The following is a 19774-nucleotide window of genomic DNA, read 5'->3' on the forward strand; positions in this document are numbered from 1 at the left end:
CATCTGCACCAAAGCGACGTGTTCGATTCTGTCTACGACTACCTATTAAGTCTAGAAGAGCGCAGGCCGAGGCGTTCGATCACTGAGTAGTTTTCAGGTAATCCTCGAGCTCGATGAGCGAGCTGTCAAAACACTCACTTGGCGGGAAGGATCATCACCCACAACACCACCGTGATCATTGCCGCCAACACACTGCACGCTCCGGCGATCAAATGACGGACGACGGGGTATTCAGATTGCTTGAGCCTGGCGATCACCAGAAGCCAAGTTCCGACAAAGGCACCTAAAACCGCCATCATCGTATAGAACATGAATACAACACCCCGTGCGGAGTTTCCTCCGGGGGCAAGCCATTTGTTGAACAGAATCAGCACCGCAATCCCGACAATAAAACTACCCACGGCACCCGCCAGGTTAGCGAGCCACAGATTCACCGTGCCACGGCTCCTCACCACCCAAATCCACATCCCCGCTGTCGCAGCGAAGAACACCAACATGGCGATTAGCTTCATTCAATCCCTTTCCTTGTTAACAATGCCCCTGAAACCGCCATGGGTCATCTTTGATGAGATGAGGCGATGGAGGCACGATATCAAACCGATGGCTCTGTGCTGAAGGGCGTTGTTGTCTGATGTGGGTTGGATTCCGAGTTGGAGATATGTTTTTCATCGTCGGGGAAGGTGAAGTTTGAATTCACCGGCAGGACTTCGATGATGGAGCTTTCGAAGCTGATTTCTCCGCATTTGCTGTGAGCTGAGTGATCGAAAGCCCCGACAATCTCGGGGCTACAAATACCTGTCAGTCAAGCGCAATCCCCGTGGGAGCGGGCTTGCCCGCGAAAGCGCCAGGTCAGCCAACATCAATGCTGAGTGCACTGCGGTCATCGCAAGCATTTCGCTTCCACAGCCCTTATGCCTTATCGACTGGCATCAGAACCATCCCGCCTAAGCACCTTTACCGCATCATCAACCACCGCCTTACTCATCGCCGTCAAATAATGCGCGGCCCAAGCGTGGCGGTCGGTGTCCCTGGCGTAGGCAGCATCTTCGGTCAGCTTTTTGGCGAGAAACAGAAAATCAGAAGCCATTGATAACGCATCGCCGAGGGGGACGCCGCTAGTGACGTGGAAGAGTGGTTGATTGGAGCAGTAGATGGCGGGGGTTAAGCCGATGGTTTTGAGTTCGGGTTGATCGGTCATTGTCCACCTCCGATGATGGAGAGGCGGTGGGAGAGGGTGGACGGTGGGGCGTTACGCGATTGGGATTTGCGTAGAGGGAAAAGCCACGTTTTGTACGGATTTATGCTGCGCATTATCAGACTCCTTGATATGGGGCGCTGCCACGTTCGTTTCCACACGAATGGGTGACAGCTGTGCGCAGGGTGGAAAACCGGGAATCAAGGAAACCGGCACGCCCGAAGACGTCCCACGCACAGCCGCCATAACTCACGCCGCAGACACAAAAAAAGCGCCGGCAGACGTGATGGGGGCGCTGTTGCGCCTTGAATTACACGGGTTTCCACACCCGGTCGCTGAATTGGCAGCGACGACGGAAGGGTAGCGTGCAGGCCCTGTTCCTGCAACCTTCGAGAGCGCTGGGACAATGTGGCTAATCATCGCGGATGCTCGGGTGATGAGGAGACGGCGGGCTGAAAAGAGAGGTACTTGCGTCATGAAACGCATTGAAACAAGTCAATACCATCTGTCTGCGGGTTACACATTTGCGCTTCGGGTCGTTGTGAATTTACCTCATAATCGCGCGCTCCTACCGTCGGGAGCTCTGCTTCTCGACTAATCTGTAGTCGCTACAACCCGATCTTAAACAGCCAAGGAGAAAGGCAATGCCAGATAACCGGAACCAGCGTCAGTCGGCTGCATCTGCCAAGGATGCTCTCGAACGTTTTCTGGACCAATCTGATTTGCCTGTGACCCTATGAGCCAAGCCGCCTTAGTCAATCCAAGCCTGCTCACATGGTCTCGTGAGCGCGCAGGTCTCTCCACTGAGCAGGTTGCTAAAAAACTGCCAGTGAAACCTGATCGAGTAGAGGAATGGGAGGCTGGCGAGACCAAGCCAACATTCCTTCAGGCTCAAAAGTGGGCGAGTCTCGCTCACATCCCTTTTGGCTTCTTGTTTCTTCCGCGCCCGCCAGTCGAACAACTGCCTTTACCTGATCTTCGGACCGTCGGTGGTATTGCGCCTCAACGTCCCAGCCTCGAATTGTTGGACACCGTCAGGGATTCCATGCGTAAGCAGGACTGGTACCTGGAGTATCTGCAACACCAGGAGCATCAGCCGCTGGCATTTGTAGGTCGCTTCAATAGCCGATCTCAAGTCGCAGAGGTAGTGGACGACATCCACCGGACCCTCGGCGTGAACCCTGACATTGCTCGATTGGATTACGACAAATACAGTCGTGCCTTGATCGAAGCCGCAGAAGCGGCTGGCATTTTGGTTATGCGCAGTGGCATTGCTCTAGGAAATACCCACCGCAAACTTGAAGTTAGCGAGTTTCGGGGTTTTGCCATCAGTAATGCCTACGCCCCCGTTGTATTCGTCAACAGTTCCGACGCCCCCACCGCACGGCTGTTCACTTTGCTCCACGAACTGGCCCATATCTGGATTGGTAGCAGCGGAGTGTCTGACGGGAACACCGCGAATGGTCGAGACGAGGAACGATTCTGCAACGCAGTTGCAGGCGAGTTTCTGGCTCCCGAAGCCCAATTCCACGCACTGTGGAACGCCGACGTGAACTGGGAAGACAATCTAGCTCCGCTGGCCACTCGGTTTCATATCAGTAAACTGGCGATCGGTCGCCGCGCATTGGATCTTGGATATATAAACCAGGTCCAATACAGCGCTTACTATCGAATGATCCTCAAGGCTTTCCAGGATGAAAAAGGTGGAGCGGGTGACTACTACCGCAACGCCACCGCGAAAAACAGCCCACGTCTAAGCAAGGCAGTTCTGACTGAAGCAATGAGTGGCCGGATGCTACTCCGCGATGCGGGACATTTGCTCGGCGTGCAACCTGCCAAATTAAGGACTCTCGTCAGCAGGATCACGGAATGAATCATCTACTCGACGCTAACACGCTGATCGAAGCAAAGAACCGTTATTACGGCATGGCTATCTGTCCCGGCTTTTGGCAATGGTTGTTGCTGAAAAATAAAGCATTGGCTTTAGCCAGCATTTCACCTGTAATGGATGAGCTAACAAAAGGGAATGATGATTTGGCGGGTTGGGCGAAGGGCAATTCCGATTTCTTCCACTCCACCACCGATCAGGATACGCAACTGGCATTCGCGCAGGTTGCGGGGCTTGTGGCTGATCAAGCGCCCAAGATGAAAGTAGGAGCTATGGAAGAATTTTTAGCTGGTGCTGACCCTTGGTTAATTGCGAAAGCGATGACTACAGGGGCTACAGTCATTACTCATGAAGTTCTGAATCTCGAAGCTAAACGAAAATTCATAATTCCCAATATTTGTAAGGAGCTTAATGTTCCTTTTTTGAATACGTTTGAGTTGTTGCATAGGCTTGAAGCGAGGTTTGTTTTACCTGCTTGAAAAAGTGATTTGCTCAAATCGTGTGGGCTTTGATGTTTAGCAGAGTGAATGGAACTGTCCCCTTTTTCTCGTTTTTTTCTCGGTTATATGTGGTCGTTACTTCGTGCGCTCGACTTGGTATTGGTTGAATTGAATTTAGCTTGGTGTCAGCCCGAGGTGAGTTTCGGGCTTGGATCAAAGTGCTGGAGTTTGACTCGTGGTAGATGTTGACGCTCTATAGGTATGTGGTATATGCTTTTTATGTTTATCTTTTCATTGTTTCTGCGATGCACTTGATGACTTCTTTTCCGTCCTGGTATGCCTGAGTTATTTCGGCGTACGTGGATGTTGCATTTATTTTTCCCTCATGCGCAAAATCGTTTCTCCAAGTTATCAGATTTGAGTATGAGTTTTTTATGTCTCTTCTGTTTGTTTGTAGGTATGCGATTGCCGCATGGTTTAGTTTCTTGTCAAAGCGCGATAGATATTTGGGGCCGAATCTCTTTATATATTCGGATTTTATTGTGCTGAGGGCTATTTTTCCGTTAATTCGATTGAAATAGCTTTCGGTGAATGTGCCTAGAACTTTGTGTTTGTCTTGCGCGAACTTAATGAATATGTCCTTGACTGCGAGTTCGTATACAGTTACTGCGGCAATTGCAACAAATCCAACGTATTTTGCTTTTAGAAGTGGGTCGTTAACGGTAGGCATAATTGTATTTAAGTGCGCAACTATATCGTCTGCGTGTTGGAAGTGATTTGAGTAATTCATCGGCGCACCTGTTAAAAGTATTCGCGTACGACATCGAATCGGTCTTGTAATGTTTTTGCGTCGGTAGTGTTATAGCTTGTTAGGTTTTGGAAACGTTTGTCTTTTAATAATGATGAAAATGATTTGCTTATACTTCCCGGTTTTATTGTCTTGATCTTCTCGATAATTACGCACATGACGGAGTCGAGGGCTGACATGTTGAGGGGGCCTCTTAAATGAAAAGGCTTTTCTCCTAGGGTCTCAATTATTAGGCTGGTGACTTTGGGGAATGCCTCAAAAAAGTTTTTCACCTTGGCGGTGTTCGCGTTTTCATTTTTTTTCATGGCTGTATTTAGGAACTCACGCATAGGTTTTTCGTACTTGTCGCTTGTTCCAGTAAGTGCGAAAACCCTCAATAATAGCTCGGTGTCTTTTTGATGTTTGTCAAGGAATGGGCGGCCTATAATTTTTCGCCAATTCGGGTCGTTGTTAGCTTTCTTTAGTTGCTCTGAGAATTCACCCATGAAAACACAGTTGCGTATCTCTTGCGGTTTTAGAGGGGTGCCACCCGTGTTGAGACGTTCGAAAATGTGGTACGCGCTTGTGCTTTCGCCTATTGGCGCCATCTGTCTAATATTTATGGCGCGGAGTACGGATTGCTTTAGTTTTCGCTGATCTGACTCTTCTAGGTCGCTGAATTTAAGGTTGTAATACGGGCTATTTTTGTTTAGCCCTGAAAGTCTAAATACTTGACGTTTTCCGTGAGTGCTCTCTTTGCCAAAATAACCGTCCATAAAGAATACGATACTGAGTATTCGTTGCTGGCCATCAATAACTAAATTTCTATTTTTTTCATCGATATAAAAAAATACTGGAGGTACAGGGAGTCCGCAAAGAAAAGAGTCTATAAGCAAAGATGATTGCTTGATTGACCAAACAAACTCTCGCTGGTAGCTTGGGATTTTAATGTCCCCATCGGCCCACATTTGGGCTAGGCCTGATAATGTGTAATCCGAGGGGTAGGATGTTATGTCATATGACATTGAGACAGGTTCCTCAGACTCCTCTTCAAGCTCTTCTTCTATATCGAGTTCTGTGTCGAGTTCTGTATTAGGGAGGCTGACGGTCATGTCGATATCCATGTCGGGGTTGAGTTTTTGCTTTGTTATAAGATAGCTAATGTCTATTTTTTTTCAGAATTTTTTAATTCTAGTCTTAGCTTTCTTATATTTCATCGTAAACTACTATTTTGCCAGCATGCTGTCCACTGATAAGTAGGGATGAGGATGGGCGAGCTTGCCCGGCAAATGTACGAGGGCCGCGAACGGAATAAGGAGCTGATTTATTATTCTTTTGACACTGGAAAGACCTGCACGCGGCAAAAAGTACGGCGGGAAAGTCATGCGGTTTTGGCTGGAACGGTGAGGCTAGAGGCGTTTATCGAAGAGACGTGTTCTAGCTGCTTACAGAAAACTCGCGAAGCTCGGCAAGAACGCGAAACCCGACATAGTCGGATGGGTGTTTGTACAGGCGTCGGTAGTAGCAATCTCTGTAACTGATCATGCGTGCTTGCGTCGTTTGAAAGTACGCCTGATTGGCTCGAATGACGCGGCCGTAAAGCGCCGGATCGAGCGTGGGCAGGTGTGCTTCAATGGTTTCAAGAATCTGGATGACGTACTCGCCCGTCAGCTGGAACACGAATGGGACAACCCACGGTTCATGCACTGAGAGGATCCGTTCAGTTGACGTTGGCGCACATGACCATCGCGGTGCCGGGTCAGAAGACACGAGTACAAAATGCTCTGGGTTTCAGTCAAGTGGCCAAAGGCACCCTCATAACCCTGGTGATAAATCCGGTAGGGAAAGACTAATTTCTCTTCACCGACTCTGACCTCTATGAGTCGATGCGTTGCCGCGTGCGTCTGGCGGAGCTGGCTCATAACCTGGTCGAGAGCCTTTGCCTCTTGTTCAAGACAAGACGGAAACGCCTGGCGTACACACTGCATCATCATTCACTGAATATCTTTCAAGTAGTCCTTAAGCGAAATGAGCGGCGCTTCAAGCTGCTCCATTGTCGGCGCATTGCTGAAGTCAGCTGCCAACCTATGCAGCTCGCGCCCTAGCGGCGTATCAACACCGCCTAAAGCTTCCATCGCCAAACCCACGCAGTGCGCCACTCTAAACTGGATCAAGTCGACATCGCCTCTGCGCACCAACAACCCAAAAACCTCTCGCTCATAATCACTCATGATCGGATCATCCCGCAGAATCGGACTTCCACCTTCCGTCTCATAAGCCAGCTTGAAGGCGAAAAGGGCAACGGTTTCCAGTGGCAATTCCATTGTGTGAATCCTTGATTCGTTAGCGAGCGGTTTCGGGTTGTAGTGTTGAAAAAGCAAGATCAAAAGATCGCAGCCTTCGGCAGCTCCTACGGCAGCAGCGGGGCAAGCTCACTTTTCTACAGGCGAAAAAAAGGCCTTGCAAAGCAAGACCTTTCTTAATTTTGGTGCCGAGGGAGACTCGAGCCCTCCATATAAACCGGGCTCTGTAGCCTTCTTTTCGGTCGAGGGATACAGATAGGGATACATGGTAAGGGTTGCTGGTTCCTACCATGCCACATTTCGCCTTTCTTGAGAACGTTGCTCCTTTGCCTCTCGGTTGGGGAGGCATTTTCAAAGGGCGGATCTCAGACTTATGGCCAGCGCTTCTTTCGTAACACATAGGGACGATTTACCCAGATAAAGTCAAAGAATTCGCTGAGAGTTGGTACACGATCCCCATAAGGATCTCGTGAAGCAGCAATGCTATCCACTGCATAGCCGGTCTTCACAACAACATCTCGAAGCGGGCCGAGAAGAGTTATTACCTCCCAAACCAAATGCTTTGATGCTGCATCAAGCATGGACGGCTCTGAAAAAACTGAGCTCAGTGTAAGTGGCTCACCCGCAAGATCGCTCGCCATCACTACTGCAGTTCCCTCTAGACGTTCAGCGATGGAGTTGGACATTACAGCTATGCGACGGTGTGTCGATTTCCGAATTTTGGTAGCTACGACTTCTTGCAGAATATCGTTCCATTCGCCCAGCGGATCTCGCTGAGGCTTGCCAGTAGCGAGCGCATCGAGATTCGCATACCGCATTCCCGTTGCGAATTCTGAAAAAAATGCGATCACCTTTTTGCATAAGGGATCTACTGGGAACGGGGTTGATCCGATTAATGACGCGTTTACCGAGACCTTTGCCACGAGTACCTGCAAATCATGCCCGTAGCCCTTAACGGTCGAGTGACCTGGTGCCTGAAGATTATTTCGTGCCATGTGATCAAGGATCAAAGCCATTTTTGCGAGGCGCTCAATCCCTATGGCCAGCTGAAAAAACGCAGAGTAATAGCGCCCTTTTTCATTTAGGTTTGCATTGCGGAGCTCAGTCAGCCCAGTGGCTAAGCATGACCGAATTACAAATGATTCTTGCTCGAGTGTTTTGTATAGATCACCGTACATATGGCACTCCTTCTTAGAGACAGCTCGAACCCTTATCCGAAATTGCTGGGGCCCCTGGCACATCCTTAACGATACGGGGTCGGAAACCCACGGTTTCATGTTAGAGGCAGGTCGGTCAGTTTACTGGAATCTCAGTGTTGAAATTAAAATTTTGCACAGTAAGGACTATTTCGGAGCATCGCTATAAAGTACTAGCTTCAAAGTTGGAAGCTAGTACTTTAATGCTGTGATTTAACGCTTTTTCAAGGATCTAATGATTAATTCGCAGGTTACATTGGCCGCTAAGACGCAGGCGACCTCATGATATTCATCGCCTTTGTGCGCATCGCCATTATCAACTACAGCTTTTGCGCTAAAGAAAATTGGGCTTATCGGCGAGAGCCTTGCCGCTTCATAAACTGCATAAGACTCCATTTCAAAAGTTTTTGTTTTTCTATGCTGCTCTCTAATAAGGGCAACAATTCTCTCGTCTGCAATAACAGCACTCCCGCTTGAAGAATGAGCAGTTAAGATCCTAAAGCAAAAATGATCATCGCATTCAGGAATCTGGCTTCGTTTAGGTTTAATGGTGTCGATGATTTTTTGGTTGAACTGTTGGTCGCTAGCTAGTTGTTTAACTATAAGCTTTGTTTCGTGAGAGATTTGTACAGTATATGATTCTGATTCAAATTCATTAACACCCCACTTGCCAAAGTCATGCTGTTGACAGCTGTCTGGAATAACAACGTCATAAATGTTTACTTCTCCTTTGACACCCGCACATATTCCGCTCATTGCGACTAATTTCGGTTTAAAAATGTCTATAGCTCTGCTGGTCGTAATCGCACAATTAACCAGCCCCATACGGGGTAGGGTAATTATTAATCCGTTGAGGGCGTTCAGTTTTAATTCTCTGCATTCCATGCCATGGAGGTTGGTGAACTCTCCTACAGAGTAGCCAGCTTGAGAGAATCCATTGGTTTCTTTTGGGAGGGCACAAATGATAATAAAGTCATACGACTGACATTCAATGCATGCTTTTACTTTTCCCTGAAGTGTTTCCTTCCATCTGTCATCTTTTTCGTTGTAAGTGACGATGTGTATGTCTTTGTGATTTAGATTTTCGAAATTGTCTTCCGCTGCAGCAAGAAATTGTGTAATTGCTATGACAGGAGTTCTGAAGTTTACACACTCAACGTCTCTTATCGTCTCAATGATATCATTCGTAACGTTTTGAGTTTCATCGTCGTCGGCGAATCGAGGGACCAGTAAGTCTACGACAATTAGATCGTATTTTTCTTTTAGTGTGGATTTAAAAAAGTCTGAGAAACAATCAACCTTATGTGTTTCGATAGCCGGCTGTACTGCTTGTATCGCTTGCTCTATCGCAGTAGATTTTGCGACGTTATCTTCCAGGATGAGTACTTTCATATCTTATTTAATTCCTCTGTAATTGCGACTTTCCATTCCGTAGAACCTTCAGAGTACGCTATGCAGGTAACAACGTCGCAGTCCAAAAGTTTCTTTATTTCGTCTTTAGCTTTGCTGAGTGGGTAGAAATCTCCACAGATCTCGATGTCGGGGTACTGTGTGACAATGATGCAAGGATCGTCCCTTTCCAGTTCTCTCAGCTCAAGAAGAATGTCTAGGCCCCCTGTTAATAGCGACATAGGGGAGCCGCCCCCATAAACGGTCGGATGGCTCGGTATGGCCATATCTACTATGATAAGCGTATATGTGTTTTTATTTACCATCTCAATCGCGTCAGCTAAGTTTGTCGCGATAGTAATGTTCGCACCCGTCACAACATGCTCTATGTGCTCGGTTAAGCTGTTGGCTTTGAAGCTATCGTCTTCTATTATGAGTACAGGTTTCATAAATGCTCCAAATCGTAAGATATTCGGATTACTACTTTTCTATCCTTGCAGCTTATATCTTCGATGTGAAAGTTCGTGTCTGTTCGCTCCAGTTGATAAAGCTTTCTGATGCCACTTCTCACTTCATCTAGATGCGCATTATCTATATCATCGCCAGGCTTCACCCTGAGTCGTTCAGCGACGGTGCTCTCATCCTCTTCATCTTTGATTATGGAAGAGATAATAACTTCAGCTTTACCAGGTCGCGTTGAGCTCCATTTCGTAATTCCGAAATTACGCTCAACTTTCCCGCCGGGCTTGCCATGTTTCGCGGCATTGTAAACCACAACATAAAAAGCGTCGTACAAGATATGGTATGGGCCGCCCATAAGCTCTATGTCATTTTTTTCTTCAAAGTGTGTATCAGCGTGAAACTCAGTAAAGGTTTCTCTTACTTCTTCTATCACTGCTTTATATAGTAGTGACAAAGATGCTTTGGGTGAGACGCTTACCGGTCTTTTGAACCAGCCATACATAGCTATCAGCTTCTCATCAATTTGCCTCATCAAATCCCGGTTGAAGTCCCTAAAGGTTTCTTGTAGTCGGCCAGGAGTGTTTAGTTTTATAGAATTAAGAAGGTCGTTTTGTATGAGTATTTGTTTTTGGCTTTTAAGAAATGAGTTTACGCTTTTTAAGTCGACTTCAACTATTCTCCAGCAATACTCAACTATTATTTGGCTGGAGTTGTTTGTGACTTTGTGTTCGCTGAAGTCTTTTGCTATTGCTTTTGCACAAAGCACTGCAATCTCGAATTTTGTTAGGTCATTAAGGTGGGGTTTGAGTAAGGCATCTCGTTTGTTTTGTGATTCGACGTGTAATTTATTAACAATAATGTTGTCGATGGTGGACTCGTAAGTGGAGACCCATTGGCACCATAATGTTTGAATTGTGGGGTCGTTAATGAGGTGTTTATATTTGGCGTTGGTCTTGATTGCGACAACACTTGAGAAAAGATGCCCTTTGAATGTTCCGTGTCGAATACGGCGGCCTAAATATGAAGAGATTCCAAATATAGGGTTTGAGCAAAAGGCTTTATAGCATTGGTCGATTATGCTTAATAGTTGCGGGGTGTTAGCATCCTGTAGTGTGTTGTTGTGATCCATGCTTGTTAGAGTTGTGGTTAGTTCGCGTATTACTTCGTCGCTCATCCATTCCGTAAACCTTGCTGTATGAACGTATATGCGGTTGTCATCTAACTCGTTTCGTACTCTGTTGATTTGATGGTCAATCAGTAAAGTTCTGGCTCTGTCTAGATAGGATTTCTCTCCGGTAAACTCTCCCCACCATTTATGCAACGACGCTCGAGTCTCTGTGATTTGATTAGAGGCCTTTATGAGGTGTGATAAACGAGCGATGAAGTCTTCTGTGCATATTTCGTAAAGGAATCTTGCAACGGAGTCAGACTCTTGGGAAAGCTCTTTAAGGAAATCCACAATATTTCCTTTGTATTCGGAGATTATCCTTTTTTGTAGTAGGGACCGAAGTTTGTAGTTGTCTGCTTCGTTTTTGCTTCGTTTTGCAATTAGTGCGTAGAGTATGATTTTTGACGTGTCTGAAGGGGAGAGTTTAGCCAGGTTTTTGATTGAGGATACATTGATTGTTCGGTCAAGATCGGTAGTGTTGCTCATTATTTTTATTAGTGCGTCGTCAGTCATAGGGACTACGCCGTCAGCTTTGTGAATGAGCAAATTAAATATGGCGGACCTAGTTATGTAACTTTCTTTTTCAAATCTTCGAAGGTTGGAGTGTTCGTGCTGTGTGAGTATTTCGGTCGTGGCTAAATCTATTAATGAGATATCTTGAACCCAGTGCGAGGCTCGTCTGGTTAGTGAGTCATTCAGCTCGAAGTAGTTGGATTCTGGATTGTCATGGAAGTGGTCTATTAGCACCCGGTATTGGATTATATCGTCGTTTTCAAGCCATGCTGACGAGTGTTTGTAAAAAAGGTATTCTTCTGATGCAGGATACAGGGCTGCAATTTTATCGATGCCTGGGTTGTTTTGCTCTAAGGCTGAAAAAAGTCTTTCTAAAGCGCTGTTAGGTTTTATTTGTAAGAAGTGTTTGTTAGTTTTTGTTGCGATGATCGCATCTAGTAGAGATGATTGGAGTGAACTTGTTATAAGTTCGCTTAGATCGTCTTCGTTTTTGGCAAGTGGATGAAATGTCAATCTAGTGATGTCGCGGGTGAATTTGTTGAGTATGCCTCGATCCGGAAGGTTCATTATGGATCGCTTTAGACTAAGTATCTCTTGTTCTTCTTGGTAGCAGTTTAGAATGGAACTGAGTATTAAGTTTCGTGTTCCGGCTCCGGCTTTGTTAAGGATTGAGTCAGCATGGGCGATGTTTGTCTCATCGCTCAGTGAGCGAATTAAACAAATTTTTCTGAGGAGAGTATGACTAAATCCATGTTGTTCTGTAAGGTCTGCTAGTATCTCCGCTGCTTCGCTTAGACGCATGCTGATTATAAGTTCGCCTGCCTCGCCTAGCTTTTCTATGAGGCTTAATATTTCCTGAAAATTTTCCGCTGCTAAGCGCTGTACTAGATCATATTGGTTTTTTAGAGGTAGTGCATCAAGTCGAAAGAAGTATTCTTTGGTTTGAGCAACTTTTGGAAATAATTCGGGAAGTATCCTTCCGTGGGCTCGTAGTGTTTTGTCTATTTGATAGATTTCTATTGATTGGGATTTTTGTCGAAGGATGTTTAAAAGTTTTACTGCTTTCATATCTTGAGTAGATATGATGGCTCTGACCTGGTTTCTTAATCTCGGTTTTAATTTTTTTAGCTCGTCGTAAGCAATGTTTTTGGTTTTTATATTTTCTTCGAATAGAGTGTAAAGATCGCACTTTTCTTTATAAGGTTGATCTGTTTTTTTGACTTCCGTTGTGTCGATATTTTCTGCTTTCATCCCTAAGGCCTATGTCTGTTCTCTGCAGATCGATTTTTTGTGTTCCCTTCTCGGCGAACGCTATGTGTCGGCTACGCCAGCCTACGAAGGCACAAAGAGTTTTTCAATCACAACCATGTGGTGCTGACTTGATCACGTTGGCAATTCATTAGCGACTGTACAGTGTGCCTAAAAAGCTCGGTTTTCACGTGAAAAAGTCATGCCGCTATGCCCACATCGATTAATCCGGCATCAATGGGAGCGTTTCCTCAAGTGATTGGTGGATACGGGCGAGGCCTGTTAGATCTATCGGGGCAGGAAAATAGTAGGGGAAGGTGGGAGTACAAATATGAAAGAACCAGACCATTCCGATGAGAGCAGCCAATTTAAGACGGACATCCCTGCATAAATTTCAGCTAGAGGAAACCTGCGAGTCTGATAACCCGTGTAGGGGGCCCCCCTCAGGGAGGACCCGAAAAATCTGCCGCAACGGGCGCCCCGCCTGGGATGAGTCAGACCAAACCTTGGGGGGATCCAGAGCTATCTGCCGCGTCCGTTCTCGCTGAAGGTTCACGCCGTGAGAAGGGGCGAGGGGAGTGCGAAAGCATAGATAGGCAATTAGCGGTGTTCCACGTGTTCCATGTGTTCCAAATTCGCTAGAGGCCTTGTGTTACGGGGCTTTCAGAGGCGGAACACCAAATGCGAATAACCGGAACACCAGTTGCGCGGAACACGTTTGGTGTTCCGCGATTGATGCTCCGGTTCGGGGGGAAGGGCATCACCACTGGCAGTGGTGATGTGGTGAATCAGGCGGCTATCAGTTGCTCAATAGAGATCGCACCGGCTTGTTCAGTAATCGTGTTTTGGTTGATGGATCGCGGGCCTAGTGGAGTCTGCAACGGCACGTATACGTCGATGAGGGAGCTGGTACGGCCCAACGCTTTTTCAGTCGCGTGCAGGTACGCAGCGATGGCGGCAAACTCCTGAGCCGCCTTGTCCAGACGGTCGGCCCACATGGTACGTGCCGTCCGTAGCTGTTGTTGGCGAAGATCCTTCAAGGTTTGTTTGATCTCTGCGATTGCTATGTCGAGCTTCTCCACTTCAGCTTTCAGAGCCTGCGCTGCGGTTGCAACTCCCCGCTTGTCACGAGTCACCACTGCAAGCGCTTCTGATGCTTGTCTGAGCGCCTTTTCCGCCCGTTGTTCTTCCGCGTCGTCTCCATCGCTCAAGGCTACGGAATAACTCGCCGCAGCTTGTTTTTCCACATATTGAGCTTTCTCGATTTCGGTGCGCTTTTCATCCTCCAGCCTTTGGAGTTTGGTCGAAAGCTTAGCGCGTTTGTCCTGCTGCTTTTGAAGATCGCTATGCACCTGGCTGATTTCTTTCTGTGCCTTTTTGATATTGGTGCTCGCAAACCGGATACCGTCTTCCCAATCAATCCGGGTCTGGAGCTTCCTGATCTCGGAGGCATGCCTCTCTATTTCAGATTTGGCGTTACTAAGAGCATTGATAACCGCATGTGGGTATGGAGCTCGATTGGTACGCGTCTGGGCGTAAGCGCTCTTAGCTTCCTTGGCCGCTGCTGTGAGTCCCGGCAGTTGTTTTTTGAGTTGCTCCATTTCGATTTGGTGTTGCTTGATTTGCTTTTGATAGTCGCTCATTAGATGTCTTCCATTTCAGATTTTGATGTTCGTTCGATGTGATTTCGGGCTGGCCAGACCCAATGCGGCCGGCAGCTCTCCTCCGATCCGCCTGCGCTTCACGCGGCTTCGGTTTCATTGGAGAGGAGAGCGTTGGCATGCACCACGTAGGCTCTCGTTTTGGCCAACCCGGGAAGCCGTACTGACTGCGCAGCACGGCCTTCTGCACTGGCTTCCAAAATCCCGCGTTCGATCAGTTCACGATTGACCAAGGTGAGGCTCATGCCCTTGAAAACTTCCGCCCTCCACGCAGTGGGCAGGAAGTAGTAGGTAACAAGCGTATAAACGCCGTCGCCCATGCCGTGTTCAACCGTACGCCGGAAGCCGAGTCGGTCGGCGGTTCGTGGAGCGTGATCGTCGGTTTTGGCCGCGAGCCCGTCCCAGCGGGTGAAGCGGCTTTCACCGAATCGCTCAATGACCTGTTGCAGTCGGCTCACGATGGCGTCGCCTTCCATGTTCCCGGCACCCCCTCGTTCGTCGAGCCAAGCGTTCAGGCAAACCTGAGCTGCTGTGGTGGCGGTGCCTTCCGGCCAGCCGGTGACGCCCAGCGCTGTGGCCAGCTCACCAGCGGCAGCGGCAAGGCCGAAACGAGCAGCAGCTCGGTGCGCTTGACCACTGGCCGACGCAGGGAGCGCCTTGGCGATAAAACGCTCGACCGTGCGGCGCAAGATGGCTGTCCAGCCGAGCATTTCACCGGGTTTACACAGCGCCGACAGGAAGGCAGTCAGTGGCGTGCCGTAGTACTTGGCTACACGAGCCTTGAGGGCATCTGACAGGGCAGCGGCGTCTTCGAAACCGCTCAATACGTCGAACATTCCGAGCCCTTTACTCGCGTCCGCAGGCACCGCCAGCATGCGAATCTCCATTCCCGCCTTGAGCTCTTTGTTGGCGTCGGCCATGTGCTGCGCGAGCGTTTTCTCGCCGGTCGAGAGGAACAACAACCGCCACTCCTGGACCTGTCGGCCTGCTTGCCCACGATCATTGGCACGGGCCTTACCCGTACCGTTGCCGAGCATGTACACCGTTTCACCGATGATGCGCGGATCGCACATACCGATCTCATCGAGCACCAGCACGCCGTCTGAGTGCGCAGCGGCAATCGATTCCAAAGCGTTATCCGTCGAGCGCCAGGATCGGACCAGTCGCGGCCCGCCATAGACCGATGCGGCGACTTGTAGGTGTGTCGTCTTGCCGCCGGAGCTATCGCCATAGAGGTGAAAACCGCCTGATTCGTGCCCTAGCAAGTGCAGTAGCGGCCCGGCAAAGGCCACGCTGACAACGAAAGCCAAGCGATGATTGCCGACGCAGAGCGCTCCGATTTGCTGTTGCCATTGCTCCAGCGTCCCGGCCTCGCTGATCGGAGGGAGCTGTGCGCCGGAATCGCAGAAGAAGAGGTGCTCATGGCTGTTGCCAATCTGCTGATCGGGCAGCAGATACGCAGGTCCATGCCATCCAAGGCGAGTGACCAAACGCGCCCGTTCGTTGCTGTCGAACCCTTGCAGATAGCTCTGAAGATCGTTGCGCGCATTACGGCCAGAGCGGGTTCCTGGCAGACGCAAACCCATATCCACCAGCGGCCCCAAGACGTCCTTGCCGAAATCGCCAGTCATGTTGCGGGCGGGAATGTTCCAGCGCTTTTTCGCTCCGTCCGGGTCGTCGAACTCAACCAGCAGGCCCCAGTTGTGGCCTTTGTCGTCGCGGGTACGAGCGAGGATCTCCAAGGAAGAGCAAACAGGTCGCGACTCCCCATCATCGCCGGTATAGAACACACCCTCGGGGGCCAAACGAAAGCCACCGGGCAGCAAATCAGTTTTCGATTTTGCCGGTTGTTTTGCTGCGACTTTCGGTTCTGCGGGCTCGCTGGATGGTTCATCAGCAGAGACGAAAAGACCGCCGTCGCGCTCCAGCTCGGCGACGTGCGCCGCCGTCCAGCCCTTAACGAGCGCGTCGGCAGCGTCGTCCCCTTCGTCCCATTGACCACCTTTGGCGAAGGCGACGCGATCGTTCTCTAGTGTGGGCTTGCGTTTGAAGGCGTCCAACGCAACGAACCGCACCGATTCGGCACCGATTTCGTGCAGCTTTTTGGCGACGTCCTCCATACACGTTTTGCCGCTGCTGTCGTTGTCCGGCCAAAGAACCACCGCGCGACCTTTGAGCGGTGTCAGGTCAGCCTTGTGCCAAGAGTTCGAGCCGTTCGGCCAGCACGTGGCCACGTAGTCCGGCATCAGTTCGCCTGCCGCGTCGGCAGCTTTCTCGCCTTCGCACAACACGACTGTTGCGGTGTTGCGCTGAGTCAGCTCTTCCAGGCGCAGCAGTGGGCGCGGATCAGGCAGTCCCTGCCAGCGCCATTGCGTGGTTTGGCCGTCGGAGCGCTGGCACCAAGTCAGTGGAGCAAAGACTTTCTTCGGCGCGCCGTCTTCGTCCGGACCGAGATCAAAGCGGTACAGGGCCATAAGTGGCTGGGCGTCTTGATCGCGGTAGATCCAGACCTTTGATGGCGTGCCGTGCTGACGATGTCGGACCGGGCATCGTTTCATCGCTTCGGTCGGGATCGGCTGTATGGCCGTCCACGTCGACGCTTTACCTTTGCCGGAAGCGGGAGCCAATTGCGCAGCACCGGCGCTCACGTTCAGCAGCTCGATCAGCTTCGTGCAAGCCTCGACATCGGTGACGCCGTCCAAGTAACGCACCAAATCGATGAGGTCGCCGCCCTTGTCGCCCGTGGCGAAGTCGGCCCAGGTGCCTTTGTTCAGGTTGACCTTGAGCGAACCAGCGCGCTTGTCGCTGCGGGTCGGATTCGGAGCGGTGTATTCCTTGCCGCCGTCGACACGCTTTCCGTTGGGCAACCAGTGTGTGAGGACGCGCTCGATGTCCTTGAGCGAGGCCGCTTTCACATCGGCGAAGCTCGGACGTTTCGCTTTACTGTTCCGGTGCTGGCTCATATGTCGGCCCCCGGCAAAAACAGCGTGTCGTTTACGTCATCGAGCAGCGCTTTTGCCATTTCACCTAAGAACAATGCAGACCAACTAAACCGTTCGCCTTTATCGCTCATGGCAGCATCTCGAGTGAGCTGGTTCACGTGATGTTGCAGCTGCGAAGCGATCTCTAACGCGTCTTCGACAGGAATACCTGCGTTCACCCGGAACAGCTTCAAACCGTGGGCATTAGCAGGCGAAAAATCCGTGCGGCCAAGCGTGGTCAAAGTGGTCATAACACACCGCCTTTCTGATCCGCTGGAACAGAAGTGGTGTCACCGTGCATAGCAAGGGTTTTGATCAGACCGAGGGTGCCGCGCACATCCCAAATGACGGCCGCGATAACATGGTTGGCTAGGCGAGATTCGCCTTCAAAGTGGTCTTCAAGCAGCGTCAGCACCGAGTCGGCGCGATCAATCGCGCAGGTGATGGCGTCAATGGGTACACCAGCTCCGGCGCGTTGGCTGACGCAGAGCAGATCTTCGGGCAAGGTAAAACTCAGCGCATTGTTCATTGCGCACCGCCTGCGGCTTCGAGTGCGCGGGCTTTGGCCATGTGGTCGTTGTAGCGGGCGAGACGTGTAGCAAGACTGGAGTTGGCATGTAGAGCGGCGAGAGCCATTGCACGGTGGGCAGCGGCGCGAATTTTGGACGGATTGAGGGCGTGCATTGGTGAAGCTCCTGTATGTGAGGAGCTGCCACTGATCGTCGCCAAACGATGTAAGGGTGGCAGCTGTGCGCGGGTTGGCGAACCGGGCATACAGGACCCCGGCAGACCCGAAGGTCTCCCACGCACAGCCACCATTAAGCAGGAATGCGGGCACAAAAAAAGCGCCTGCAATCGGTATGGGGGCGCCTGTGCGCCTGTATGTGCTCGGGTCGCCAAACCCGGTCGCTGAATTTGCAGCGACGGCGGCAGGATAACCCCGAGTTTTTATAAGCGCAACCGGCACGAAGCCTTGCGCATTTATTTGATGCGACATAAATTGACCAGGCATACAGATTGACCTCAAACGCCTCCGGTTGCCGCCGGGGGCGTTTTCGTTTCAGGCGTGGGCTTCCCAGCGCAGATTAAGCAAGGGCAGGAAGCCGTCATCGAGCATGGAGCGGGCGTCTTCGTAGGCTTCTGTTTGCTGGCCTTCGTCGACGATCACCGCGCCGACCTTTTCGCAATGAAGAGCGAGGGCGCACCAGGTGCCATCGGCCCAACTAAGTACGCTGACTACACGGCCCTGTTTGTCCTGCTGGTTGCGATAGCGCTCGAGGCGCTGCATGGTGGCGGGCGAAAAGCCGATTCTGCGCAGCACTGAAAAGGGATGCATCAAGGCTTGATTGGCAATCGAATGGCTCACGCTGCCTCCTGCACGTTGGCGAACAACGGAGGCGGGGTTTCACCTTTGAGCCACGCGAGGATCTTGCTGTCCTCGGCGCAGCGGCGACGGTGCTGCTCGGCGAGCGCATTCCGTCGCTCGACTAGGCACTCTTCCATGTATTGGCTGAGGTCGGACGTGATTCGCAGGTCTGTGTAGAGACGCTCGGTGATGAGCTTTTCTTGTTCGATGTCCTTTTCAACGTATTGGCCCCAGACTTGGGGATCGTTCGAGTAGCCATCCTTTTGATCGATCAGCCAGTAGGTGACCCAGTTGTTCAGCGTGAATTGACTCAGCCCATCACGACGGCCCTCTTTCATCGCGAAATGACCGTGGCCGTGGATGCTGGAAAACTCGCGGCGAATGGCGTGCTTGTGGATGATCTCCGGCAGTTCCCAAGGGTTGGGCGTGATTGGCAAAACGAGTCCGTCAGGATTGAAAAAGAACGCCTCCTTCTCCTCACCGTTCCAGCTCACACCCGCGATGGTGCGATGACGCCAGTTAATGCCGCCTTGAGCGTAGAGCTGAAAACCGATGCTGTAGGAGTCATGGAAGGGACCTTTGAACGGGCAGTAGTGACGCTTCATGCGGCCACCTCATCGCGTGCTTCAATGCGACCGCGTGCCCAAGCCTGAACTTCCGACAAGACCCAGGCGACCGGGGCGCCACGAGCGTTGCTATTGGTGAGTTTTACGGTCTTCGGGAAACCACTTTCAGGCTCGTTCATTAGCTTGTAGATGGTGGGGCGTGCGAGGCCAACGATGGCCATTACCTCGGCAATGCGGATGAGTGTCACCGATGGATCGATTGGCGTGGAGCCGTTTGCAGAGGAGTAGAGGCGAGAGGCTTTCATTTCTCGTTCCTCGCACTTGCGGCAGAGCAGCTGTGCGTGCGGCTTTCGAGCCACGTGGACACATCTTTAGGTCTATAACGCACGCGGCTTCCGACTTTCACATACGGCAGCGGATTGCGGCGCGAACTGCGCCAGGCGGCGAGCGTGCGGTGCGACAGACCGAGAGTGACCGCGACTTGATCAGGGGTGAGCAAATCAGTGGAGCAGGGTGAAAGCGGGGTGATGGATTGAAGCGTTGTCGCAGTCATTTAGCGTTTCCTGTAGTCATGGAGAGTTACAGGGCTAACGCTAAATTAGGGAAAGGAA

Annotated in this window: 21 protein-coding genes and 1 pseudogene; 4 read left to right on the top strand and 18 right to left on the bottom strand. The window is 50.5% G+C overall.

What is annotated here, in order from left to right; all coding sequences use genetic code 11:
• Positions 1 to 134 precede the first annotated feature (134 nt).
• Complete coding sequence (locus tag LOY38_RS05815; RefSeq protein ID WP_258699190.1) at positions 135 to 512, bottom strand: hypothetical protein; 378 nt, start codon at positions 510 to 512, stop codon at positions 135 to 137.
• Between the two features lie 126 nt (positions 513 to 638).
• Here LOY38_RS05815 and LOY38_RS05820 point away from each other — a divergent pair.
• Positions 639 to 752 (top strand): annotated as a pseudogene (locus LOY38_RS05820) (PH domain-containing protein); the annotation flags it as partial.
• A gap of 164 nt (positions 753 to 916) precedes the next feature.
• Here LOY38_RS05820 and LOY38_RS05825 read toward each other — a convergent pair.
• Positions 917 to 1198: a DUF3077 domain-containing protein gene (locus LOY38_RS05825; RefSeq protein ID WP_258699191.1), complete on the bottom strand. Its 282-nt coding sequence runs from the start codon at positions 1196 to 1198 to the stop codon at positions 917 to 919.
• 733 nt (positions 1199 to 1931) lie between these two features.
• Between LOY38_RS05825 and LOY38_RS05830 the strand changes: the two genes are divergently transcribed.
• Complete coding sequence (locus tag LOY38_RS05830) at positions 1932 to 3068, top strand: XRE family transcriptional regulator (protein ID WP_258699192.1); 1137 nt, start codon at positions 1932 to 1934, stop codon at positions 3066 to 3068.
• Positions 3065 to 3562 carry a DUF4411 family protein gene (locus LOY38_RS05835; RefSeq protein WP_258699193.1) on the top strand — a complete coding sequence of 166 codons (498 nt, stop codon included), beginning with the start codon at positions 3065 to 3067 and terminating at the stop codon, positions 3560 to 3562. The genes LOY38_RS05830 and LOY38_RS05835 overlap by 4 nt, the downstream gene beginning before the upstream one ends.
• 244 nt (positions 3563 to 3806) lie before the next feature.
• On the opposite strand, the gene LOY38_RS05840 is transcribed toward LOY38_RS05835, so the two are convergent.
• On the bottom strand, positions 3807 to 4313 hold the full coding sequence (locus tag LOY38_RS05840; protein ID WP_258699194.1) for a HEPN domain-containing protein: 507 nt from the start codon (positions 4311 to 4313) through the stop codon (positions 3807 to 3809).
• Positions 4314 to 4324: 11 nt separating this feature from the next.
• On the bottom strand, positions 4325 to 5422 hold the full coding sequence (locus tag LOY38_RS05845) for a DUF262 domain-containing protein (RefSeq protein ID WP_258699195.1): 1098 nt from the start codon (positions 5420 to 5422) through the stop codon (positions 4325 to 4327).
• A gap of 439 nt (positions 5423 to 5861) precedes the next feature.
• Here LOY38_RS05845 and LOY38_RS05850 point away from each other — a divergent pair, with 439 nt between their 5' ends.
• Positions 5862 to 6020, top strand: coding sequence for a hypothetical protein (locus tag LOY38_RS05850; RefSeq protein WP_258699196.1), 159 nt, complete (start codon positions 5862 to 5864; stop codon positions 6018 to 6020).
• Positions 6021 to 6304: 284 nt separating this feature from the next.
• Here the strand turns inward: LOY38_RS05850 and LOY38_RS05855 are convergent, their stop codons facing one another.
• The 14 genes from LOY38_RS05855 to LOY38_RS05920 all read right to left on the bottom strand — a co-directional run bounded on the left by LOY38_RS05855 (position 6305) and on the right by LOY38_RS05920 (position 19716).
• A complete protein-coding gene (locus LOY38_RS05855) occupies positions 6305 to 6634 on the bottom strand; it encodes a hypothetical protein (protein ID WP_258699197.1) in 330 nt (109 codons plus the stop codon).
• Positions 6635 to 6984: 350 nt separating this feature from the next.
• A complete protein-coding gene (locus tag LOY38_RS05860) occupies positions 6985 to 7791 on the bottom strand; it encodes a hypothetical protein (protein ID WP_258699198.1) in 807 nt (268 codons plus the stop codon).
• A 231-nt stretch (positions 7792 to 8022) separates the two neighbouring features.
• On the bottom strand, positions 8023 to 9201 hold the full coding sequence (locus LOY38_RS05865; protein WP_258699199.1) for a hypothetical protein: 1179 nt from the start codon (positions 9199 to 9201) through the stop codon (positions 8023 to 8025).
• On the bottom strand, positions 9198 to 9647 hold the full coding sequence (locus LOY38_RS05870) for a response regulator (RefSeq protein ID WP_258699200.1): 450 nt from the start codon (positions 9645 to 9647) through the stop codon (positions 9198 to 9200). The genes LOY38_RS05865 and LOY38_RS05870 overlap by 4 nt, the downstream gene beginning before the upstream one ends.
• Positions 9644 to 12592, bottom strand: coding sequence for a hypothetical protein (locus tag LOY38_RS05875; RefSeq protein WP_258699201.1), 2949 nt, complete (start codon positions 12590 to 12592; stop codon positions 9644 to 9646). Before LOY38_RS05875 ends, LOY38_RS05870 begins: the two co-directional genes overlap by 4 nt.
• A gap of 785 nt (positions 12593 to 13377) precedes the next feature.
• Complete coding sequence (locus LOY38_RS05880) at positions 13378 to 14232, bottom strand: hypothetical protein (protein ID WP_258699202.1); 855 nt, start codon at positions 14230 to 14232, stop codon at positions 13378 to 13380.
• A gap of 98 nt (positions 14233 to 14330) precedes the next feature.
• The gene (locus LOY38_RS05885; protein WP_258699203.1) at positions 14331 to 17213 is read right to left on the bottom strand and encodes a DUF927 domain-containing protein; all 2883 of its coding nucleotides are present in this window, start codon (positions 17211 to 17213) and stop codon (positions 14331 to 14333) included.
• Complete coding sequence (locus LOY38_RS05890) at positions 17210 to 17482, bottom strand: DUF3077 domain-containing protein (protein ID WP_258699204.1); 273 nt, start codon at positions 17480 to 17482, stop codon at positions 17210 to 17212. Before LOY38_RS05890 ends, LOY38_RS05885 begins: the two co-directional genes overlap by 4 nt.
• Complete coding sequence (locus tag LOY38_RS05895) at positions 17479 to 17760, bottom strand: hypothetical protein (RefSeq protein ID WP_258699205.1); 282 nt, start codon at positions 17758 to 17760, stop codon at positions 17479 to 17481. The genes LOY38_RS05890 and LOY38_RS05895 overlap by 4 nt, the downstream gene beginning before the upstream one ends.
• On the bottom strand, positions 17757 to 17915 hold the full coding sequence (locus tag LOY38_RS05900; RefSeq protein ID WP_258699206.1) for a hypothetical protein: 159 nt from the start codon (positions 17913 to 17915) through the stop codon (positions 17757 to 17759). The genes LOY38_RS05895 and LOY38_RS05900 overlap by 4 nt, the downstream gene beginning before the upstream one ends.
• 376 nt (positions 17916 to 18291) lie before the next feature.
• Positions 18292 to 18597: a hypothetical protein gene (locus LOY38_RS05905; protein WP_258699207.1), complete on the bottom strand. Its 306-nt coding sequence runs from the start codon at positions 18595 to 18597 to the stop codon at positions 18292 to 18294.
• A complete protein-coding gene (locus LOY38_RS05910) occupies positions 18594 to 19202 on the bottom strand; it encodes a hypothetical protein (protein ID WP_258699208.1) in 609 nt (202 codons plus the stop codon). Before LOY38_RS05910 ends, LOY38_RS05905 begins: the two co-directional genes overlap by 4 nt.
• The gene (locus LOY38_RS05915; protein ID WP_258699209.1) at positions 19199 to 19468 is read right to left on the bottom strand and encodes an AlpA family transcriptional regulator; all 270 of its coding nucleotides are present in this window, start codon (positions 19466 to 19468) and stop codon (positions 19199 to 19201) included. The genes LOY38_RS05910 and LOY38_RS05915 overlap by 4 nt, the downstream gene beginning before the upstream one ends.
• On the bottom strand, positions 19465 to 19716 hold the full coding sequence (locus LOY38_RS05920; protein ID WP_258699210.1) for a helix-turn-helix domain-containing protein: 252 nt from the start codon (positions 19714 to 19716) through the stop codon (positions 19465 to 19467). The genes LOY38_RS05915 and LOY38_RS05920 overlap by 4 nt, the downstream gene beginning before the upstream one ends.
• Positions 19717 to 19774 lie beyond the last annotated feature (58 nt).

Source organism: Pseudomonas sp. B21-015, assembly GCF_024749285.1.
Classification (GTDB): Bacteria; Pseudomonadota; Gammaproteobacteria; order Pseudomonadales; family Pseudomonadaceae; genus Aquipseudomonas.

Excerpts from the sequence above, each read along its gene's own strand:
- LOY38_RS05915 (WP_258699209.1), bottom strand. The coding sequence starts at position 19,468 with ATGAAAGCCTCTCGCCTCTACTCCTCTGCAAACGGCTCCACGCCAATC.
- LOY38_RS05900 (WP_258699206.1), bottom strand. The coding sequence starts at position 17,915 with ATGCACGCCCTCAATCCGTCCAAAATTCGCGCCGCTGCCCACCGTGCA.
- LOY38_RS05880 (WP_258699202.1), bottom strand. The coding sequence starts at position 14,232 with ATGAGCGACTATCAAAAGCAAATCAAGCAACACCAAATCGAAATGGAG.
- LOY38_RS05840 (WP_258699194.1), bottom strand. The coding sequence starts at position 4,313 with ATGAATTACTCAAATCACTTCCAACACGCAGACGATATAGTTGCGCAC.
- LOY38_RS05920 (WP_258699210.1), bottom strand. The coding sequence starts at position 19,716 with ATGACTGCGACAACGCTTCAATCCATCACCCCGCTTTCACCCTGCTCC.
- LOY38_RS05885 (WP_258699203.1), bottom strand. The coding sequence starts at position 17,213 with ATGAGCCAGCACCGGAACAGTAAAGCGAAACGTCCGAGCTTCGCCGAT.
- LOY38_RS05910 (WP_258699208.1), bottom strand. The coding sequence starts at position 19,202 with ATGAAGCGTCACTACTGCCCGTTCAAAGGTCCCTTCCATGACTCCTAC.
- LOY38_RS05815 (WP_258699190.1), bottom strand. The coding sequence starts at position 512 with ATGAAGCTAATCGCCATGTTGGTGTTCTTCGCTGCGACAGCGGGGATG.
- LOY38_RS05890 (WP_258699204.1), bottom strand. The coding sequence starts at position 17,482 with ATGACCACTTTGACCACGCTTGGCCGCACGGATTTTTCGCCTGCTAAT.
- LOY38_RS05895 (WP_258699205.1), bottom strand. The coding sequence starts at position 17,760 with ATGAACAATGCGCTGAGTTTTACCTTGCCCGAAGATCTGCTCTGCGTC.
- LOY38_RS05825 (WP_258699191.1), bottom strand. The coding sequence starts at position 1,198 with ATGACCGATCAACCCGAACTCAAAACCATCGGCTTAACCCCCGCCATC.
- LOY38_RS05860 (WP_258699198.1), bottom strand. The coding sequence starts at position 7,791 with ATGTACGGTGATCTATACAAAACACTCGAGCAAGAATCATTTGTAATT.
- LOY38_RS05830 (WP_258699192.1), top strand. The coding sequence starts at position 1,932 with ATGAGCCAAGCCGCCTTAGTCAATCCAAGCCTGCTCACATGGTCTCGT.
- LOY38_RS05875 (WP_258699201.1), bottom strand. The coding sequence starts at position 12,592 with ATGAAAGCAGAAAATATCGACACAACGGAAGTCAAAAAAACAGATCAA.
- LOY38_RS05835 (WP_258699193.1), top strand. The coding sequence starts at position 3,065 with ATGAATCATCTACTCGACGCTAACACGCTGATCGAAGCAAAGAACCGT.
- LOY38_RS05870 (WP_258699200.1), bottom strand. The coding sequence starts at position 9,647 with ATGAAACCTGTACTCATAATAGAAGACGATAGCTTCAAAGCCAACAGC.
- LOY38_RS05845 (WP_258699195.1), bottom strand. The coding sequence starts at position 5,422 with ATGACCGTCAGCCTCCCTAATACAGAACTCGACACAGAACTCGATATA.
- LOY38_RS05865 (WP_258699199.1), bottom strand. The coding sequence starts at position 9,201 with ATGAAAGTACTCATCCTGGAAGATAACGTCGCAAAATCTACTGCGATA.
- LOY38_RS05855 (WP_258699197.1), bottom strand. The coding sequence starts at position 6,634 with ATGGAATTGCCACTGGAAACCGTTGCCCTTTTCGCCTTCAAGCTGGCT.